The sequence below is a fragment of the Actinophytocola sp. genome, from assembly GCF_035762905.1.
GTDB lineage: Bacteria > Actinomycetota > Actinomycetes > Mycobacteriales > Pseudonocardiaceae > DASYTH01.
In genome coordinates this window covers 56,883-75,569 of sequence record NZ_DASUCC010000109.1, presented here as the reverse complement: position 1 = coordinate 75,569, position 18,687 = coordinate 56,883, and the positions used below count along the sequence as shown (strand labels likewise).

Annotated in this window: 14 protein-coding genes and 1 pseudogene; 8 read left to right on the top strand and 7 right to left on the bottom strand. The window is 70.5% G+C overall.

The window, feature by feature from the left end; genetic code table 11:
* Positions 1–94: 94 nt before the first annotated feature.
* From VFV67_RS23705 to VFV67_RS23670, 8 genes are all read left to right on the top strand, one after another.
* On the top strand, positions 95–916 hold the full coding sequence (locus tag VFV67_RS23705; RefSeq protein WP_326472823.1) for a hypothetical protein: 822 nt from the start codon (positions 95–97) through the stop codon (positions 914–916).
* A 32-nt stretch (positions 917–948) separates the two neighbouring features.
* Positions 949–1,833 carry a hypothetical protein gene (locus tag VFV67_RS23700; RefSeq protein WP_326472822.1) on the top strand — a complete coding sequence of 295 codons (885 nt, stop codon included), beginning with the start codon at positions 949–951 and terminating at the stop codon, positions 1,831–1,833.
* 3 nt (positions 1,834–1,836) lie between these two features.
* Positions 1,837–3,141, top strand: coding sequence for a hypothetical protein (locus VFV67_RS23695; RefSeq protein WP_326472821.1), 1,305 nt, complete (start codon positions 1,837–1,839; stop codon positions 3,139–3,141).
* A 46-nt stretch (positions 3,142–3,187) separates the two neighbouring features.
* Entirely contained in the window at positions 3,188–4,933 is a 1,746-nt protein-coding gene (locus VFV67_RS23690) for a hypothetical protein (RefSeq protein ID WP_326472820.1), read from the top strand.
* A gap of 1 nt (position 4,934) precedes the next feature.
* Complete coding sequence (locus VFV67_RS23685; protein WP_326472819.1) at positions 4,935–6,020, top strand: hypothetical protein; 1,086 nt, start codon at positions 4,935–4,937, stop codon at positions 6,018–6,020.
* Positions 6,017–7,336 carry a M20/M25/M40 family metallo-hydrolase gene (locus tag VFV67_RS23680; protein WP_326472818.1) on the top strand — a complete coding sequence of 440 codons (1,320 nt, stop codon included), beginning with the start codon at positions 6,017–6,019 and terminating at the stop codon, positions 7,334–7,336. Before VFV67_RS23685 ends, VFV67_RS23680 begins: the two co-directional genes overlap by 4 nt.
* Complete coding sequence (locus VFV67_RS23675; protein WP_326472817.1) at positions 7,333–8,088, top strand: amidohydrolase family protein; 756 nt, start codon at positions 7,333–7,335, stop codon at positions 8,086–8,088. The genes VFV67_RS23680 and VFV67_RS23675 overlap by 4 nt, the downstream gene beginning before the upstream one ends.
* A 228-nt stretch (positions 8,089–8,316) precedes the next feature.
* Positions 8,317–8,709 (top strand): hypothetical protein, encoded by a 393-nt coding sequence (locus VFV67_RS23670; protein WP_326472816.1) that lies wholly within the window; start codon positions 8,317–8,319, stop codon positions 8,707–8,709.
* Between the two features lie 131 nt (positions 8,710–8,840).
* Here the strand turns inward: VFV67_RS23670 and VFV67_RS23665 are convergent, their stop codons facing one another.
* From VFV67_RS23665 to VFV67_RS23635, 7 genes and pseudogenes are all read right to left on the bottom strand, one after another.
* Positions 8,841–9,527, bottom strand: coding sequence for a cytochrome b/b6 domain-containing protein (locus VFV67_RS23665; protein ID WP_326472815.1), 687 nt, complete (start codon positions 9,525–9,527; stop codon positions 8,841–8,843).
* 13 nt (positions 9,528–9,540) lie between these two features.
* Positions 9,541–10,020, bottom strand: coding sequence for a hypothetical protein (locus VFV67_RS23660; RefSeq protein ID WP_326472814.1), 480 nt, complete (start codon positions 10,018–10,020; stop codon positions 9,541–9,543).
* A gap of 408 nt (positions 10,021–10,428) precedes the next feature.
* Positions 10,429–14,115, bottom strand: coding sequence for a family 78 glycoside hydrolase catalytic domain (locus VFV67_RS23655; RefSeq protein WP_326472813.1), 3,687 nt, complete (start codon positions 14,113–14,115; stop codon positions 10,429–10,431).
* 191 nt (positions 14,116–14,306) lie between these two features.
* Positions 14,307–14,510 (bottom strand): cold-shock protein, encoded by a 204-nt coding sequence (locus VFV67_RS23650; protein ID WP_326472812.1) that lies wholly within the window; start codon positions 14,508–14,510, stop codon positions 14,307–14,309.
* 291 nt (positions 14,511–14,801) lie between these two features.
* Complete coding sequence (locus tag VFV67_RS23645; protein ID WP_326472811.1) at positions 14,802–15,605, bottom strand: class II glutamine amidotransferase; 804 nt, start codon at positions 15,603–15,605, stop codon at positions 14,802–14,804.
* 204 nt (positions 15,606–15,809) lie between these two features.
* Entirely contained in the window at positions 15,810–18,083 is a 2,274-nt protein-coding gene (locus VFV67_RS23640) for a beta-glucosidase (protein WP_326472810.1), read from the bottom strand.
* A 111-nt stretch (positions 18,084–18,194) separates the two neighbouring features.
* Positions 18,195–18,661, bottom strand: a pseudogene (locus VFV67_RS23635) (flavin reductase family protein).
* Positions 18,662–18,687: the final 26 nt, after the last annotated feature.

Here is an 18,687-nt window from a genome sequence, read left to right as displayed (position 1 = left end):
GCAACCACCCCGTTTTCCCTGGTCGCCTCCCGGCGGGGGGTTGGCACGGAAATTGCATTCGTCTCCGTAGCCGGTCACGACCACGGAGGCACACATGCATGACATCGACCAGGTACAGCTCGAGGAGTCCGGGCCGCCGCTCGCCTTGCGCGAGCGGGAGTACGAGGACGAGTACACGGGCGAGTACGAGGACGAGAGCGAGGACTTCCTCGAGTTCGAGGACGAAAACGAACCGGAGCTCGGGGAGAACGCCGAGGTGGAGCTGGCGACCCAGTTCCTCGAGATCACCAGTGAGCAGGAACTGGAGCACTTCCTCGGCGACGTCCTGCGGACCGTCACCGGCGCGGCGTCGGACTTCGCCCGCAGCCGGGAGGGCCGCCAGATCGGCGGCATCCTCAAGAAGGCCGCCGGGCGGGTGCTACCGGTACTGGGCCGCGCGGCGGGCGGTGCCGCCGGCGCCGCCCTGGCCGGCGTGACCGGCGGCTCGCGTTCGCGCTACCGCAAGGCCGGCGCCCGGGCCGGCGGTGCGCTGGGCACCGCGGCCAAGCGGTACTTCGGGCTCGAGTTGGAGGGCATGAGCGCCGAGGACCAGGAGTTCGAGGTCGCCCGGCAGTTCGTCCGCTTCGCCACCGACGCGATCCGCAACTGCCTGCGCAGGGTGGGCACCGGCCCGGCGGCCCAGGTCGCGCGGCAGGCCACGGTCGCCGCCGCCCGTGAGCAGGCCCCCGGCCTGATCACCGACCGGATGCTCGAGACAGCCCGGATCCCGCGGTCCTCCCCCGCGGCCCAGCGCGCCACCCAGACCGGCACCGCGGCCCGCAAGCGGCGCGGCTGCGCGTGCGGCGTGGCCACCGGCATGCCGCGCGCCGGCCGCTGGGAGATGCGCGGCAACACCATCGTCCTGCTCCCCCGCTGACCACCAGACCCGCGACAAGAAAGGGAAATTCGATGACCGCGACGATGACCGAGTATGAGGACTACCTCGAGCTCGAGGACGAGGCGCACGAGCACGAGGACTACCTCGAGCTGGAGGACGAGGGCGAGTTCGAGGACGAGTACGAGCAGGAGGACTTCCTGGGCGGGCTGGTCAGCTCCGTGCTCGGCGGCGAGCTCACCGGACCACTGTCCGAGCAGGAGGAGTTGGAGCTGGCCAGCGAGTTGCTGGAGGTCAGCACCGAGCAGGAGCTGGAGCAGTTCATCGGCAAGCTGGTGGGCCGCGCCGTCAAGGGCGTGCGGAACTTCGCCCGCTCCAAGGCGGGCAAGGCGCTCGGCGGGGTGCTGAAAGGCGTGGCGAAGAAGGCCCTTCCGGTGGTCGGCGGCGCCCTCGGGTCGATGGTCGCGCCCGGCATCGGGACCGCGATCGGCTCGAAGCTCGGATCGCTGGCCAGCGGCCTGTTCGAGTTCGAGCAGGAGATCAACCAGCAGGAGCTGGAGTTCGAGATGGCTCGCCGGTTCGTCCGGATCGGTGCCACCGCCGCCCGCCGCGCCTCCGCGCAGACCTCGCGCGGTGTGCCGCCGATGACCGCGGCCCGCCGGGCCGTGCTGAGCGCGACCAAGGCGCACGCGCCGGCCGCGCTGCAGCGGGGCCGGCGTACTCCGCAGCGCTTCCGGACCCGCCGGCCGGCCACGACCGGTCAGCGCAGGCGCGGACCCCGCGGCGGCTACCGGCGCGGCGGGACCTACGGCTACGACCGGCCCGTCGAGTCCACCAACGGGGACGCCTACGACCAGGACGGCTTCCCCCAGGACGACGCGAACGGCCAGAACGGCGGTCCGGGCGAGCGCGGCCAGTGGGTGCGCAAGGGCGGAAACATCGTCCTCATCGGCGCGTGAGTCATGCCCGATCCCAGTGACTTCCTCGCCGCCGAGACGCGTGCGCTACTCGTCCGGGTCGAGGCGCTCAAGCCGTTCGTGCTGCAGGAGACCATGCTGCCGGCCGCCGTGCTGCTGCCCGGCGCCCTGATCGGCGTGGAGAAGCTGCTGCTGCGCGAGCGGGCGAAGTTGCGCCGGCTGGGACGGGCATTCCTGAGTTGGCTCGCCGGGCCGGGCCGGGCGGCTCCGGCCACCGAGGCGCAGCGGCGGTTCACCACGCTGCGGCTGCGGCTCAATGAGCACCTGGCACAGCTCGACCTGTTCTCCGACGCGATCACCCAACGCTCGGAGAGCGCGGTCGGAACCTGGCTGTCCGGAATGGACGTCGCGGCCGGGGATGCGTTGCGGCTCAACGACGGAATCGCGAGCGAGGCGGTGCCGATCATCTGCTACCTGGACCGGGGGCCGGGCGCGGCGATCCGCCGGGCCAGGACGCGGTTGCCGGGCGAGGCGACCAATCCGGTCGCCATCATCCGGATACCGCGGGAGCGGATGGTCGGTCACGGCATCGCCTCGTCGCTGTTCCACGAGGTGGGCCATCAGGGCGCGGCACTTCTGGATCTGGTGCCGGCCCTGCGGGCAGAACTGCTCGACCGGGCCGGCTCCGCACCGGTGTCCGAACGACTGCCGTGGCGATGCTGGGCGACCTGGATTTCCGAGATCACAGCGGACTTCTGGTCGGTGGCGAAGCTCGGCATCGGATCGACGCTCGGCCTGATGGGTGTGGTCAGCCTGCCGAGGCCGTTCGTATTCCGGTTCACACTGGACGATCCGCATCCGTTCCCGTGGATCAGGGTCATGGTGTCGGCGACGATCGGCGACACGCTCTACCCGAGTCCACAGTGGTCACAGCTGCGCCGGCTGTGGCTGCGGCTCTACCCGCTGTCCGGCGCCGAACCGGAGGTGGCCGAGGTGATCGGCCACCTGGCTCCGACCATCCCGGCACTGGCCAGGTTGCTCGCCGGGCACACCCCGGCCGGGCTGCGCGGAACCACGCTGGCCGACGCGCTCGCCCATCCCAGCCGGCATCCGGAACCGTTGCGCCGGTTGTTCGGCGCGTGCGTGACGCGGCCCGACCTCACCGCCGACGTCCGGCCGGCGCTGCGGTTCGCGGTGCTCGGGCAGGCCCGCTGGGACGGCCGGCTGACCGCCCGGCAGGAAAGCCGGGCGGTCAGCCGGATGCTCACCGGCTGGGCGATGCGGTCCACGTTGCGGATGGCCGCCGCCCACTCGAACCCGCAACTTCAACCGGCCGGTGCCGCCGGCTGACCGAACACCGGCGCACGCCGTGCGCCCGCACAGAAAGGCCGATTCCATGCCACCCAAGGACCGCAAGCCGGTCGATGGCAACCAGGACCCGAAGCCGACCTCCCAGGAGATCGAGGCCGCACTGGAAGCCAGCACCCCGAACCCGGTGCACGTCGTAGAGGACGACACGCAGCTCAGGCGCGACCGCGACGAACTCATCGGGCCCGGTCTCATCGAGGACCTCGATCCGACCCTGCCGCGTTCGGTCGTCCGCGATCCCGAGCCCACTCCGGACATTCCGTCGGTTCGGCTGGCCCGGCCGGACGATGGACCGACCGCGCACCAGGGTCTCTGGACGCTGATCCGCAACCGCACCAACGCGATCTCGTTCAACAACTACTTCCGGTACGTCAACGAGGTGTTCAACGTGAACCGGGACGTGCTGAACGAGACGAGGGAGCTGCGGCGGCAGGTCGGTGACCTGTCCTTTCTCGGACTCGACGGATTCGAGGTGCTCCGGGCCGCCACCGCCTTCTTCCTTCAGCACGAGGTCGGACTGATCGTCGACGGCACCTTCCTCAATCCCCGGCTCGACTCCGACTACCTGCAGGACCGCTACGACCAGCAGTTCTTGATCGACGGCGACGACCCGAGGGAGCTCTCCCGACGCAACCAGCGGTCGCTGTCGGACAGTTGGCTGTCCGACATGCGTGACGACTACCTCCAGCAGATCGCGGTCGGCGTCGAGCCGAAGGTGCTGCCGTATCTGAAGCTGATCCTGGACCGGCTGTCGGACCTGCCGCCGAAGCGGCCGCAGGACGTCGTCGGTGACAGCTACGGGGTGCTGGCGTCCAAGATCGTCGGCCCGTTGGGCCTCGAGTTGATCTGGAACTACTGGCACGAGGAGGGCATGCTCGTCCAGGCACACAACGCGGTCACCAACCGCTTCCAGAACCAGCGCACGATCCCCGGCGGGCCGGATCCCCTCGCCCGGCTGGAGATCGACCCGTTGCGGCGGCTGAACAACATCCTGTGGGGCTGGATCCAGAACCGGCCGTTCCTGCTGTCGGTCCGGCGCCGGGCCTACGAGTACGACCACCAGTACGGCATCACGCTGCTTGGCACCGCGGTCGGCGACGTGGACGGCGCGGACACCCGCTCGCAGTTCATCTCCGCGTTCCACCACCTGCTGCACCTGTGCACGATCTTCTACCAGCAGGACGACGACCTGACCGTGCACTCCGACGGGTTCCCGCTGCTCAACGCGCTGCGGGAGACTCAGTTGGTGGTCACGGCCGGGGCGCACAACCAGTTCGGCGACCTGCCCTGGACCGCCCGGATCGAGATGCTCATGCAGATGTTCATGTTCGCCCGACCGGAGATGCGCGAGTTCCTCGGTGGCCGGATCATGGTGCCCTACCGGGAGCCCTGGATGGACCGGGTGGACACGGTGAAGTCGGCGATGGGGTGGACCGACGTCAACGTCACGCATTTCCGGGACCTGGGCACGTTCGGCGAGCAGATCCTGCTGTCCATCCGGTTCGGCAACTGGGCCGCCGAGATCGAGCCGCAGGCCGCGGTGAACTGGGCCCGTTACTGGCGCCCGGAGATCCAGGGTTACGTGCACGCCTACCGGGCGGCGACCGGTGTGGATCTCAGGTCCACCGTGGACACGACGATGCCGGGAATCCTGCTGCAGCGGCAGCTGCGGGAGCGGATCGAGTCGGCGCCGGCCAGGGGCGCGATCGGTTCGGGCAACGGCACGCCTGCGGTGCAGGCCTCGGCCAGGAACGTCCACGAGCTGACCACCTGACGTGGCAGGTCTGGACTTCACGGCGAGCGACTACCTCGGTTACCGCCACGACCACGCCGCGCTGCGGCCGTGGCGGCGGCTGACCACCGGACGGCCGGCGGTGCTCGGCGAGCCGCGGCAGGCCATGTGCCTGGCCGCGGAACTCGCCCGGCGCACCGGCCGGGCGGCCGGCGTGCTGGAGACCTCCACTCTGCACGCGATGGTGGACGTGTGGTCGGTGCTGACCGCCGGGCCGGTGACCGTCCTGGTAGACGAGGTCGCCTACCCGATAGGCCGGATCGCGTTGCGGGCCAACGGAGTCACCGCCACCGTGGTCCGGCACTTCGACCCGGGCCACGTCTGCGATGTGGTCGCGGCGGTGCCGAGGCGAGGGCGGGTGGTGTTGCTCGTGGACGGTCTGTGCTCCGGCTGCGGCCGGCTCGCCCCGCTGGACCGGCTGCTCGAGGCGGTCGCGCCGAGACGAGGGGTGATCGTGGTGGATGACACGCAGGCGGTCGGCCTTGCCGGGGCGCGGCCCACCCGCGGCCGGCCGTACGGACACGGCGGCGGGGGGACCGCGGCCTGGCTCGGCCTGCCGGCCGCCGCACCGGTGGTGCTGGTGGCGTCCGCGGCGAAGGCGTTGGGGGCGCCGCTGGCCGTGGTGACCGGACCGGCCCGGCTGGTGGCGCAGGTGCGGCGCACCGGGCCGTCCCGGATCCACGCCGGCGGCCCCTCGGCGGCGGCCAGGGCGGCACTGGCCGGCGCGCTCGCCACCGAGTCCCTCGACGCGACACGGCGCCGGCACCAGGTGGCGGCGCTGGTGCAGCGGTTCCGGTCGTTGTGCCGGACCTACGGGCTACCTGCCCCGGACGGGGGCCGGTGGCCGACACAAACCGTGCCGGTGCTGGCCGGGAACGCCCAGGCGGTGCACGAATCCTTGCTGCGCAAGGGAATCCGCTCGGTACTGGTGCACCGCCGGTGCCGGCCGGGGATCGGCATCGCGTTCCTGATCACGGCCGACCACAGCGCCGCGATGGTCGACCGCGCGGTGCGGACGCTCGCCGACGTGCTGGGCGGAGTCCGACTCGGGGAAGGGCGGGCGTCATGATCACGGGTCTCGCCGGGGATCTGGCCGAGCTGCAGCGGCTGCCCACGGTCAGTGCGGGGCGGGGGGCCGAACCGGCCCTGCGCCGCGCGTCGGCCTGGCTCGCCACCCAGCTCGCCGGCCTCGGCGCCACGCTCGTCCCGTTGCCCGCCAACGGTTCCGCGCCGGTCGTGACGGCTCAGCGCCGGGGCCTGCCCGGCGCCCCCACCGTGTTGATCTACGGTCACTACGACGTGGTCCCGGCCGGTCCGCCCGGGTCGTGGTCGGTGCCGCCGTACGCCGCCGTACGGATCGGCCGGACCCTGTGGGGCCGGGGCACCAGCGACGACAAGGGCCCGGTGGTCGCCGGGCTGCACGCGGTCCGCGAGCTGTCCGCCGCCGGGCGCCGGGTGAACCTCAAGTTCCTGTACGAGGGCGAGGAGGAGATCGGCAGCCCGAACCTGCCGCGCACCCTGCGCTCGCTGCGCGCCTGGCTGCGGGATGTCGACCTGGTGCTGGTGTGCGACACCGAGGCCGACGTGACCGGCCATCCGGCGCTGACCTGCTCGCTGCGTGGTGAGCTCACCGCGAGGCTGACCGTGACCGGGTCCGGGCGGCCCCTGCACGCCGGGCGGTTCGGCGGCGCGGCACCCAACCCGGCGCAGGCGCTGGCGATGCTGGTCGCCGCGCTGCACCACCCGGACGGCCGGGTGACGGTTCCCGGCTTCTACCACGGAATCCGGGCCCCGCGGCCGATCAGGGTGGCCGACCACGAGGCCCGGCTCGCCGCGGTGGCCCACGATGGCTGGGGCGAACCAGGGCGGACCCCGACCCAACGGGTCACCACCAGGCCCGCCGTCGTGGTGACCGCCCTGTGCTCCGGGGGATGCCGGCCGGGGCCCGGGCACGTGATCCCGGCGCGGGCCAGCGCCCTGCTCAACATCAGGCTGGTTCCCGACCAGCATCCGGCTCGGATCGGGCGGCTCGTCGCCGAGCACCTGGCCGCGCTCGCCCCCGCCGGCACCCGGTTGGAGTTCGAACCTCTCGTGCTGGTCGAGCCGTGGGCGCTGGACAGCCTGACGCACCCCGGGGTCCGCGCCGCCGCGGCCGCCGTGCGGCGGACCTGGGGCGCGCCGCCCACCCTGATCCGCAGCGGCGGCAGCATCCCGGCCGTGTCGCTGCTCGCCAAGGCGATCCCGGCGGCCGCGGTCGTGCCGCTCGGGTTCGCCCGGCACGGGGAGAACGCGCACAGCGTGGACGAACACGTCGACCTGGACCGGATGCACCGCGCCGCACACACGATCGCGGATCTGGTCAACCGGCTCGGGAGGGCCCGATGAGGGTGATCGACGCACACTGCCACGCCGGGTTCGGCGACGGCCTCACCGGCCCCTGGGACACCGAGGCCGCACTCGACGCCTACCTGAGCCGCGCCGAGGAAGCCGGCATCGGCCACACGATCGTGTTCCCGGTGTTCAACGACGACTATCCGGCGGCCAACGAGCGGCTGGCCCGGATCGTCGCGCGGATGCCCGACCGGCTCACCGGCTTCTGCGCGCTGCACCCGCAGCGCGACGCCGGCGGGCTCGACCGGATCATCGGGCGGGCCGTGGAGGTGCACGGTTTCCGCGGCATCAAGGTGCACGGCGCCGAGGCGTACCCGTCCCGGAAGACCTGCGCGCTCGCCGGCCGGTACGGGCTGCCGGTGCTGTTCGACATCTTCGGCAACACCGCCCGCAGCGAGATGCTGGCCGGGCAGTACCCCGAGGTGACCTTCATCGTGCCGCACCTCGGCGGGTTCCGCGACGACTGGATGACCTTCCTGGCCGTCATCGATCAGCTCATCCGCCACCCCAACGTCTACGCCGACACCAGCGGAGTCCGGTACTTCGACGCGCTGGCCGACGCGGCCCGGCGAGCCCCGGAGAAACTGATCTTCGGCTCGGACGGTCCGCTGCTGCATCCCGGCGTGGAGCTCGTGAAGATCGCCAAACTGGGCCTGCCGCCCGCCGTGCAACGGCGGATCACCGGCGGGACCATCGCCACCCTCCTGAACCTGAGAGCCGATGACGTGGTATCCGCCGGCGCGTGAACACGGGTAGACCCCGACCACCATCCGCGGCGCGAGATCACCGTCCGCGCTGCGCGCCAGGGCGAGCTGGGGTGTCTGCGCGCTCGGCGGCGATGAGCGGCGTTGCGTCCGGCGTCGATCCACGATGCTTCTAAGGTGGACAGGAGAACCGGAGCTGGAGTTCTGCGCCGAGACGCCCCCTCACGTGAGGAGGCCGTGCGCGTGGGTCGGCGGCGGGAGGGAGACGAGGTGAGCATCTGGCTCGACGTGATCAACTATGTTCGGCTGCGGTATGAGGTGTTGGAGGAAAGCGACGCCTGGCTGCGTTTCCGGTTGGACACCGAGGGTGACCGGACTCAGCAGGTGTCGGTGCACCACGTGCGCGGTCCGGATGGGGCAGAGTTGATCGAGATCTCCTCGCCGGTGGGGTGGGCGGACAAGGTCGACTTGCGGCGCCTGCTCGAACTCGCGGGAACGGTCATGGTCGGTGGCGCCGCGGTGGTGGACGGCGTCGCGTTGGTCAAGCACGCCGTGCCGTTGGCGGACCTCAGTATCCAGGAGGAGTTCGAGCGCCCGCTCTTGCTGGTCGCCGCGCACGCGGATGCCTTCGAGCGCGACCTGACCGGAGCCGACCAGTTCTGATCGGACAGCCGAGCTGGTCTCGCACGTGCTGGCTGTAGCGGCGGCGCGTGGCCGGCCGCGGTTGGATGTCCGGTCTTGCGCCAGACGTCCAACCACGGCCCGCCACGATCAAGCCGCCATCCGCCTCCACGTCACCGAGGCCTGCGGTCGGACTCGGTGAGCATCGGTGGCTCCGCCGTGCGCTGCTGGCGTTCCAGCCACGCCGGCCACAGCCGCTCGGCCACCGTGGTACGCAGCCGTCCTCCCAGGTGCATGGCGCGCCAGGCGCCGAAGTAACCGGGAAGCACACCCGCGGCGACGATGATGTGACCGGCCAACGCCGGCGTGAGCAGATACGTCGACCAACGGTGGATTCCGTTGTACAGCACGAACACCGGCCCGCCGGACACGGTCACCAGTCCGATCCCGCTGACGATCAGCGCCAGCAGCAACGTGACGAGGATCAGGTTCATGATCCGCTGACCGGGATCGAAATGGCCATCGTGCCGGCCGAACCGCCCGGTGAACACCGCTGCCGGCCAGCGCCCGAACCAGCGCAGGTCCGAGCGCCGAAACCGCACCGAGTCGACCAGCAGGGTCCGCGCCGCGCGCCAGCCGAGCACGACACCCACTGCGGCGAGACCGGCGAATGCCCACCCGACATAGGTGTGTAACTCGGTATCGGGGAGGCTGAACAACTCCGACAGCACGCTGGGCTCGCCTTCTTCGCCCAGCGTGAGCCACCAGCCGGTGAACAGCAACACAAAGACGGTCAGGTACACGCCCGCGTGGAACCAACGGGTTCTGGCGTTGTTACGTCTGACGATCTCTGGTGCCACCCGACCCGACCGTTTAGTAGCCATCGCCACCGCTCGTCGGCTGCTGCGGCTGGCCGCCGGAACCACCGATCTCGACCATGATCTTGGTCTCGGCACCGGCCGGCGAATGGTCGGCGTTGCGCAGGGAGATGCTCATCTCATGCTGGCCGGACGACAGCCCCGCCGCTGACTTCGACGACGAGGTCACCTCCACGGTGTCCGACTCGACGACCTCGTACTTCTTGTCGTCACCATCGAAGAAGAGGTGCACGTGGTGCTTACCGGACTCTGTCGGTCCCAACTCGACGCTCGAGTCCACCTTTACCTGGAACGGCATCTGGACCGATGACCCGTCGGCTGGCTCGGCAATCGAGACGGTCATCCCGCCGTCGCCGGAACTACCACCAGAGCCGGCCGAGCCGGAGCCACTGCTGGCGTCGTCACCGCCGCACGCGGACGCCCCTGCCAGCACCAGCGCACCGAGCATTGCCAATATGCGGTCTCGTTTTGTCATCGTCTCCCGTCCTTCGGTCGTCTGCCGGGTATTACGCGGGTCCGCCGGAAAGGTTCAATGGCAACCAAAACTCCCAGATCCTGGGTACTCATCCCCGTTACCCCTAGGGATACCGGTGACTACCTAAGTACGTTTGCCCCCCAGACGGACGGCCGCGGCTCAGCTCGGGTCGACGTCGCCGGCCACTGGAACCCCGGGCCAATCGGCCGGATCGAAGTATGCGTTGTCGATCGTGACGGTGCCGTCGTCAGCCAATGTCCAGAAGGCGCACCAATGCGCCTCTCTCGTGGCCCCGGTGGTGCGTTCGGTGAACGAGAGGACTGCTTGCACAGCCAGAATATTGCCGTCCGTAATGGCGTTCGTCGAGCATGTCGCGAACGTTCTTGTCGACAGCCATTGACACTCCGCTCACGCGGGTGCGGTGAACACATAGGAGCCGGCCGGGAGGTGGAAGGTGCCGGGACTCGACGGAACCGCTTCGGCGGGATAGGTGACCACATCCGGGCGCGGGGTCGGAACCCGGACCGTCGCGGACGTGCCGGCGGGGACCGTGACCCGCAGGGTGAGGACGCCGGCCGAGCTGGACCATTCGCTGATCGCCGTGCCGAAGGGGGTCAGGTAGGTGGACCGGGCGGACGTCAGGCCTGCTCCCGGGCGGGGCGCGATGAGCAGTGCCGCGTAGCCGGGGCTGGCCGGGGCCAAGCCGCCGATCTGCCGGTAGAGGAAGTCGCCGACCGAGCCGAACCCGTAGTGGTTGAACGAGTTCATCCCCGGGTCGTTGAACGATCCGTCCGGGCGGATGCCGTCCCAGCGCTCCCATACCGTTGTGGCGCCTCGGCTGTGCATGTAGCCCCAGCCGGGAAAGTCGGGCTGCAGGAGGATCTGGTAGGCCGTGTCGACATGGCCGTTGTCGGCCAGGACCGGCAGCAGGTTCTCCACCCCGAGGAACCCGACCGAGAGGTGCCCGCCGGTGGCGGTGACCTTCGCCGCGAGCCGGTCGGCGGCGGGCCGGATCCGGTTGGGCGGCAACAGCCCGAACGCGAGCGCCAGTACGTAACCGGTCTGTGTGTTGGCGCCGACCGTGCCGTCGGTGGCGACGAAGCGGTTGGTGAACGCCGCTGCCACCTGGTCGGCGAGCTGGCCGTACGACGTGGCCGCCGCGGTGCGGCCGGTGGCGGCGGCCATGCGCGCGACCAGCCGGGCCGACCAGCCGAAGAACGCCGTGGAGATCAGGTCCTGCGCGGTGTTGTCGTTGACGTTGAGCCAGTCGCCGTAAGTCTCCCGGTTGCGGATCAGGTCGGTGCCGGCGGTGGCGCGCAGGTAGTCGACCCATCGGGTCATGGCGGTGAAGTGCTCGTCGATCACCCTGGTGTCGCCGTAGCGCTGCCACAGGGTGTAGGGCACGATCACGCCCGCGTCGCCCCACCCGGCCTTGCCCGCCCCGCCGAGCACGCCGGGCGCGACGTCGGTGAAGGCGCCGTCGGCGTGCTGGGCGTCGACCAGGTCGTCGGTGAACTTGTCGAGGAAGCCGTGCACGTCGGCGTTGAACGTGGCGGTGCCGGCGAAGATCGCGATGTCGCCGGTCCAGCCCAGCCGCTCGTCGCGCTGCGGGCAGTCGGTCGGGATGGACAGCATGTTCGACCGCTCGCCCCACAGGATGTTGTGCTGCAACTGGTTCACCAGCGCGTTGGAGGTGGTCAGCGTCCCGGTCTGGGCGCCGTTGGTCCATGCGGCGCGGCCGGTGACCATGCCGGTGGTCGGCGTCATGCCGGCCGGCAGCCCGGTCACCTCGACGTAGCGGTAGCCGTGCACCGTGAAGCGCGGCTCGTAGCTCTCGACGCCGCCCGTGCCGGCCAGGGTGAACCGGTCGGTCACCTGGGCCGCACGCAGGTTGGCGGTGTAGATCGTGCCGTCCGGGTTGAGCACCTCGGCGTGCCGCATCGTGACCGTCGTGCCCGCCGGTCCGGACACCGCGAGCCGGTTCCAGCCGGTGAAGTTCTGGCCCAGGTCGAAGATCCACACACCGGGCCGCGGCTGGGTGATCGCCACCGGCCGGAACTCCTGCTGGACGGTGACCCCGTTGTCCACCTGAGACACCAGGGTCGGCTTGGCCGCGGTGCGCACCACCGCGTTCGACCACGTGCCGTCGTTGAACGTCGGGCCGTCCCAGCCGGCCACCGCGAGCCGGGCGTCGTAGGTCTCGCCGTGGTAGAGGTCGTCGGAGCGGATCGGGCCGGTGGCGGCCTTCCAGCTTCCGTCGGTCCGGATCACGGTGCTCGTGCCGTCGGTGAAGGTGATCCGCAGCTGCGCCGAGTACCACGGCTGGGTCCCGTAGCGCTGGTTGCCGGCCATGCCGATGCTGCCTGAGTACCAGCCGTTGCCGAGCCAGGCGCCCAGTGCGTTGACGCCAGGCCGGACCTGCCCGGTCACATCGAACACCTTGTACTGCAAGCGTTTCGTGTAGTCCGTCCAGCCCGGTGCCAGCACGTCCGCGCCGACTCGCGCACCGTTGAGCCGGGTCTCGTGCAGGCCAAGTGCCGTGGTGAGCAGCCGCGCGCTCGCGACCGGCTTGCTGACGGTGAACCCCTTGCGCAGCAACGGAGACGGCTGGCTGACCGCGACGTTCGAGGCCCATGGGCCGGAACCGTAGGACGCCAGCGCCCGCGCAGCCGGCCACGCGCTGTCGTCGAAACCGTTCCGCTGCCAGCCATCCGGGGCGCCCTGGTTCGCCTTCCACCCGGCATCGGTGATGATCGTCTGTCCATTATGGAGCGCCAACTTGCCGATGAGTCCCGCCGGTGACTGGGTCGTGTTCTCGGCCCGCATCGCGATCACGTTGCGGCCCGCGACCAGCCGCCCGGTCAGGTCGAGCACGGTCGCCCGCCTCCAGGAGTCGGTCACCCGTGGCGAGGTGCTGACCGCGACGCCGTTGACCCACACGTCGGCCGTGTCGTCCCCGGTGACGACCAGGGTCGCGCCGGCCGGGGCCGCGGCGAGGTCGAGGGTGCGCCGGAAGAACCGGCTGGCGGCCGGCACGCCGGCGACCGGATCGCCCTCGGGGTACCAGATCCAGCTCGCCCCGCCGAGGTCCGGCGCCACCGCGGCCTGACCGATGAAGTCGCCGACCCACTCGGCCGCCGGAGCGAGCAGCCCGGTCTCGAAGCTCTGCGTGGCGCTCCACCCGCTGACCCGACCCTGACCGTCCCAGATCCGCACCCGCCAGAAGTACCGGGTGAGCGAGGCGAGCGCGCCGCCACCGTGGACCACGTCGACCTGCTGGCCCGACGAGACCCGGCCGCTGTCCCAGACGTCGCCGGTGTTGGCGGCACTGGTCGACACCGTCACCTGGTAGGCGGCCTGCCGCTGCTGTGCCGCCGCCGAGCCGAGCCGCCAACCGAACCGCGGCCGGGCGCTGTCGACGCCGAGCGGGTTGGTTCGGCGCTCCACAGTGCCGGCCGCCACGGTGAGCGGGGACACGGCGGCCGGGTTCGGCGCGGCCACCCCCGTGTTCCACGGCCCGACGCCATAGCCACCCAGGTCGGCGGCAACCGGCCAGGTGGCATCGACGAATCCGGGCTGCTCCCAACCTTCCGGCACCGACCGCGCCGACCGCCAGGTCCCGTCGGTGATCCGTTCGGTGGTACCGCCCCCGGTGGCGACCCGCAGGCGGCCGACGACGCCCGCCGGACCCACCGTCAGGTTGCGCGTGGCCAGCGCGATCGTGTTGGTACCGGCGATCACGGCCGGCGCCAGGTCGACGAAAAGGGCCGTACGCCACGCGTCGACGACCCGAGGCGAAGCCGCCAGCGGCTTGCCGTTGAGCCAGACGTCGACGGTGTCGTCACCGGTGACGACCAACTGGGCGTCACTGACCGCACCGGCGGCCACGGTGAACGTCGCGCGGAAGTAGCGGTGGGCCGCCGGCGCACTGACCCGCGGATCGCCCTCCGGATACCAGATCCAATGCGCACCGGCCAGGCTGACCGCCGGTGCGGGTTGCGCGACGCTGACCGGCGGGGTCGGGACGCCCAGGCCGGACAGGATGACGGTGGCGACAAGCGCGGTCACGACCACGCGGCGGCTGGTCCGGGGCATGGCAGGGCTCCCATTCAGCGTGCCGGGACGGCGACTTTAAACGTTTCAAACGTCTAGGCACTCACTGTAGCCAGCCCGTCACACCGGCGCAATGGCCAGGCGGTTCCCGTCATCGGCCGAGGTCGGTGCCAACGCGACAGGGCCTCGCTCGTACCGAGCGAGGCCCTGCTGCGTTCTGGCTGCTATGCCAGTCAGACGATGGTGATGCCGGTGGCCTGCGGGCCCTTCTGGCCCTGGCTGATCTCGAATTCGACGCGCTGGTTCTCCTCGAGCGACTTGAAGCCGCCACCCTGGATTTCCGAATAGTGCGCGAATACGTCGGCGCCGCCGCCGTCAGGCGCGATGAAGCCGAAGCCCTTTTCGGAGTTGAACCACTTAACGGTGCCCTGAGTCATGTTGTCTCCTCGACAGGTCGTGTATACGGAACGCTGCGGGGTGCGGCGGACCGGGAGTCTGTGACGGGATCGTCTCCGACCAAACCTGGAGGAAAATCCAAAACCCGCGACAATGTTTCGCGAGCGCGCACAAACACGAACACAAAACTAACATCCGCGTACACCGTAGCACACCTCCACCCACCCCGCGCGCCAGGTGTGCGGCGGTCGCATCAGGGCGGGTGAACATGGCCCGCACCATGCCGATCGTGGTGCAGCGTCCAGAGTGGCCGGCTCCGTTCGGTCCGCTCGTCAGGCGGGTGCGAACGGGTGCGGTTCCGTCCTGCCGTCCTTGGCCACGATGCAGGTGGACTCGGGTATTTCCGCCCAGGCCCCGTGCAGATTCCCCAGCGGCTCGGACACGACCAGCAGGGTGTCCTCCGAAAGGTCGTGCAGTTGCGGATTGTCCGGGTGCTGATGGCGGAGTGTCGAGATGTCGGTGTTGTGGAACAGGGACCGGGACCGGCCCTCGCTGGAGTACCGGAACGCCCACAGGGTTTCGCCGTCGGTGGTCGCGACCGTCATCTGGACCGGGTGCGTCGTGCCGCACTGCCGGCCGGTCTTCTCGACCAGCCCGACCGCCTGGGCCACGGCGGACAGCGGGTCCTTCGCCAAGCCGAAGGTCAGGGCGAGGTAGAACAGGATCTCGGAGTCGGTCGACCCCGAGATGTCCGGGTAGAGCGCGGGGTCGATCGCGAAGCTGAGCTCGCGGCGCACCTTCGGGAAGTCCGCGATGGCACCGTTGTGCATCCACAGCCAGCGGCCGTGCCGGAACGGGTGGCAGTTGGTCTCCTGAACGGCGGTGCCGGTGGAGGCCCGGATATGCGCGAAGAACAAGCCCGACTTGGCGAATGCCGACAGCTCGCGCAGGTTGCGGTCGTTCCACGCCGGCTTGACACTGTGGAACACTCCCGGCGTCTCCCGCTCGCCGTACCACCCGACCCCGAACCCGTCCCCGTTAAGGGACTCCACCCCCAGGCGAGAGTGCCTGCTCTGCACCACGAGCGAGTTCTCCGGCTTGTACAGCAGATCCTCGAGACGTACCGGTGAACCCATGTAGGCCAGCCAACGACACATGTCTTCCGCCGTTTCTCCGTCCGCGAGCGGTTTCGATGACCGGCGAACCGGCATCGTCCAATCGGCCCTGTTGGCACCGCGGTTGCCGAATGCTCGCGTGTGCTCACCCGACTCTTCGGCCTGCCACCCGGCCGGTCATCCCCCACACCGGATGAGTTCCGCCGCGGCCGAGTCCACCGAAGGTCAGCGAATCGTGAACCGGTCGCGGAGGGTGGTGTCGAAGGAGGACCCGACGGTGATCTCGTAGCTGCCCTTGGCGGTGGTCCAGTTGCGGGTGTGCGGGTTCCAGTACTGGAGCAGATGCAGATCGGCGAGGTCGGCGGCGCGGATGGTGAGGTCGACGGTGCGCGATCGGCCCGGGGCCAGCGTCACCTTCTGCCAGCCGAGGAGTCGCTTGGACGGTTCGCCGGTGGCCGAGGGCAGGCGTAGGTAGGCCTGGGCGGTCTCGGTGCCGGTTCGGGTGCCGGTGTTGGTCAGGCGGAACCGGATGTGCAGGTCCTTGCCGGTGGTGATGCGCAGGTCGTCGTAGGCGAAGGTGGTGTAGGTGAGGCCGTGGCCGAACGGGAACAGCGGCTCGATGTGCCGCGCGGCGTACCAGCGGTAGCCGACCTGCAGGCCTTCCTTGTATTCGACCTGGCGCGGCTCGTCGCTGCCCGGCGGGCGGACGATCGATCCGTCGGAGAACGTGCCGGGGTACCGCTCGGGGTCGCCCGCGGTGGGCAGGTCGGCTTCCGACCTCGGGAAGGAGTGGGTGGGCTTGCCGCTCGGCGCGACGTCGCCCCACAACAGCGCGGCGGTGGCGGGACCCATCTGCTCGCCGGCGAACCACATCTCCAGCACACCCTTGACCGCGCCGAGCCAGGGCATGACGACCGGCCCGCCGGTCTGCAGGACCACGACCGTGTTGGGGTTGGCCGCGGCCACCGTGGCGATGAGCGCGTCGCCGTTGCCGTCCAGGGAGATGTTCGGCCGGTCGGCGAACTCGCCCTCCCGGTAGTAGCCGAACACGATCGCCACGTCGGCATCGGCCGCGGTGGCCGCCGCGGCGGCGAGGTCGCTGCCGTTGGCGTAGGTGACGGTGCCACCGGCGGCCGCCGCCCGGGCGGTGATGGCGTCCAGCGGTGCCGCGGCGGTGCAGGGGATGTTCGGCGCGGTGTGCAGGCAGACACCGGAGGCGTCGATGTCGCCGGTCTCCGGGGTGTTGGCCGCGGTCGGACCGACGACGGCGATCCGGTTACCGGCGCCGGTCAGCGGCAGGATCCCGGTGTTCTTCAGCAGCACGGCGCCCTGCTCGGCCAGCGTCCGGGCGAGGGCCTCGCTGTCCGGCGTCGAGACGTCGGCGTCGGGGGCGGCGATCCGCGGGGTGTCGAACAGGCCGGAGGCGATGTGCGCGCGCACGATGCGGAAGGCCGCCTCGTCGACATCGGCCTCGCGCAGCCGGCCCAGCGCGATCTGTTCCTTGATCGCCATGGGCGTCCAGTAGCGCCAGGCGTTCAGCTCCTGGTCGAGGCCCGCCGCGAGCGACGGCGGATTCTCGGTCAGGTAGTGCCGCGCGCCGAAGTCGGTGACGACCCAGCCGTCGAAACCGATCTCCTGCTTGAGGATCCGTCGCAGCAGCGACTCGCTCCCGCAGGCCCAGTCGTGGTTGACCTGATTGAACGAACACATGACGGAGCCGACGTCGCCACGGTCGACCGCGATCTCGTAGGGCAGCGTGTAGATCTCCCGCAGCGCCCGTTGGTCCACATTGGACGAGCTGTTGGTGCGGTCGGTCTCCTGCTCGTTGGCGACGAAATGCTTGAGCTGGGCCTGCACCGGCTCGCGGTCGTTGGCGCCGACGCCTTTGGTGTACGCGCCGGCCAGCAGGCCGGACAGCACCGGGTCCTCGCCAAGGTACTCCGACGTGCGGCCACTGCGCGGGTCCCGCCCGCTGGCGATGCCCGGCCCCAACAGGACGTTGCGCTGCTTGCGCCATGCCTCGTGGCCGATCGCAACGCCCTTGCGGAAGGCGAGTCCGGTGTCCCATGAGGACGACAGCGACACGTTCGCCGGATAGACGGTCACGCCGGGTCCGGCTCCGGCGATGGCCGACGGCGCGTCGGTGTACTGGATCGTCGGCGTGCAGGGCACCTGCACCGGCATGGTGAACGTGACCGGCGTGAACTGATCGGGCGGCACCTCGCGAGGGCGGGCCGTGGTGAACGTGGTCCGGGTCGGCTCGTTCGCCGAGTGCTCGTCGAGCCAGCGCAGTTTCTGGTCCAGCGACGACGCCGCCAACAGCGCCCGCGCCCTTCGCTCGGCCGACTTGCGCTGGTCCATCCACGGCACGCTCGCGCAGTCCACCTCGTCGGCGATCGCGGTCGGCGTTGCGGCCAGTGGGACGCCGGGGACCAGCAGTCCCAGTGTGGCGGCGAACACCGCGGTGCGTCGCCGGGCGATGGCAGGTCGAGTTCGCACGGCTTCAGATCCTGTGCGCGCCCGGCCGCCGAAACTAGCCCATGGTGTACCGGTAGTAGCACGAAACACACTTGGCACGTTGGCGGCGGACGGATCCTCGGGTTCGCCTGGTCACGGTCGGGCAGCGGCCTGGCTCCATGAACCGTAGGTGCGCAGCCCGTAGAGCAGCGGCACACCGCTACTGCCCGGGCTGATCCGCACCACCTGGCCGAACACCACCATGTGATCGCCCACCGGGCTGACATCGACCACCCGGCAGTCGGCCACCGCCTGCGCGGCGGTCATCAGATGCGGGCCGAGACAGCCAAGCGGCGCCTGCCATTGGGTCTTCGCGAAGCGGTCGGGATCGCGGGAGGCGAACAACTCGGCAGTATCGCGAGCTTCTTCGTGCAGCAGATTGACCGTGAACGTGCCGGCGCTCAGCACGGCGTCCAGGGTGGCCCGCCCCGGCGCAGGCACACCAGCAGAGTGGGCGGGGCGGTGGTCACGCTGCACAGCGCCGAGCAGGTCATGCCCCATGGATGATCGGTGCCGTCGAAGGCCGCGACCACAGCCACCCCGGACGGGAAGTTGGCCATGAGCTCACGGAATGCCTGGCTGGAAA

Coding starts and splice junctions, on each gene's coding strand:
- VFV67_RS23675 (WP_326472817.1), top strand. CDS start 7,333: ATGAGGGTGATCGACGCACACTGCCACGCCGGGTTCGGCGACGGCCTC.
- VFV67_RS23680 (WP_326472818.1), top strand. CDS start 6,017: ATGATCACGGGTCTCGCCGGGGATCTGGCCGAGCTGCAGCGGCTGCCC.
- VFV67_RS23655 (WP_326472813.1), bottom strand. CDS start 14,115: ATGCCCCGGACCAGCCGCCGCGTGGTCGTGACCGCGCTTGTCGCCACC.
- VFV67_RS23660 (WP_326472814.1), bottom strand. CDS start 10,020: ATGACAAAACGAGACCGCATATTGGCAATGCTCGGTGCGCTGGTGCTG.
- VFV67_RS23650 (WP_326472812.1), bottom strand. CDS start 14,510: ATGACTCAGGGCACCGTTAAGTGGTTCAACTCCGAAAAGGGCTTCGGC.
- VFV67_RS23705 (WP_326472823.1), top strand. CDS start 95: ATGCATGACATCGACCAGGTACAGCTCGAGGAGTCCGGGCCGCCGCTC.
- VFV67_RS23695 (WP_326472821.1), top strand. CDS start 1,837: ATGCCCGATCCCAGTGACTTCCTCGCCGCCGAGACGCGTGCGCTACTC.
- VFV67_RS23690 (WP_326472820.1), top strand. CDS start 3,188: ATGCCACCCAAGGACCGCAAGCCGGTCGATGGCAACCAGGACCCGAAG.
- VFV67_RS23700 (WP_326472822.1), top strand. CDS start 949: ATGACCGCGACGATGACCGAGTATGAGGACTACCTCGAGCTCGAGGAC.
- VFV67_RS23645 (WP_326472811.1), bottom strand. CDS start 15,605: ATGGGTTCACCGGTACGTCTCGAGGATCTGCTGTACAAGCCGGAGAAC.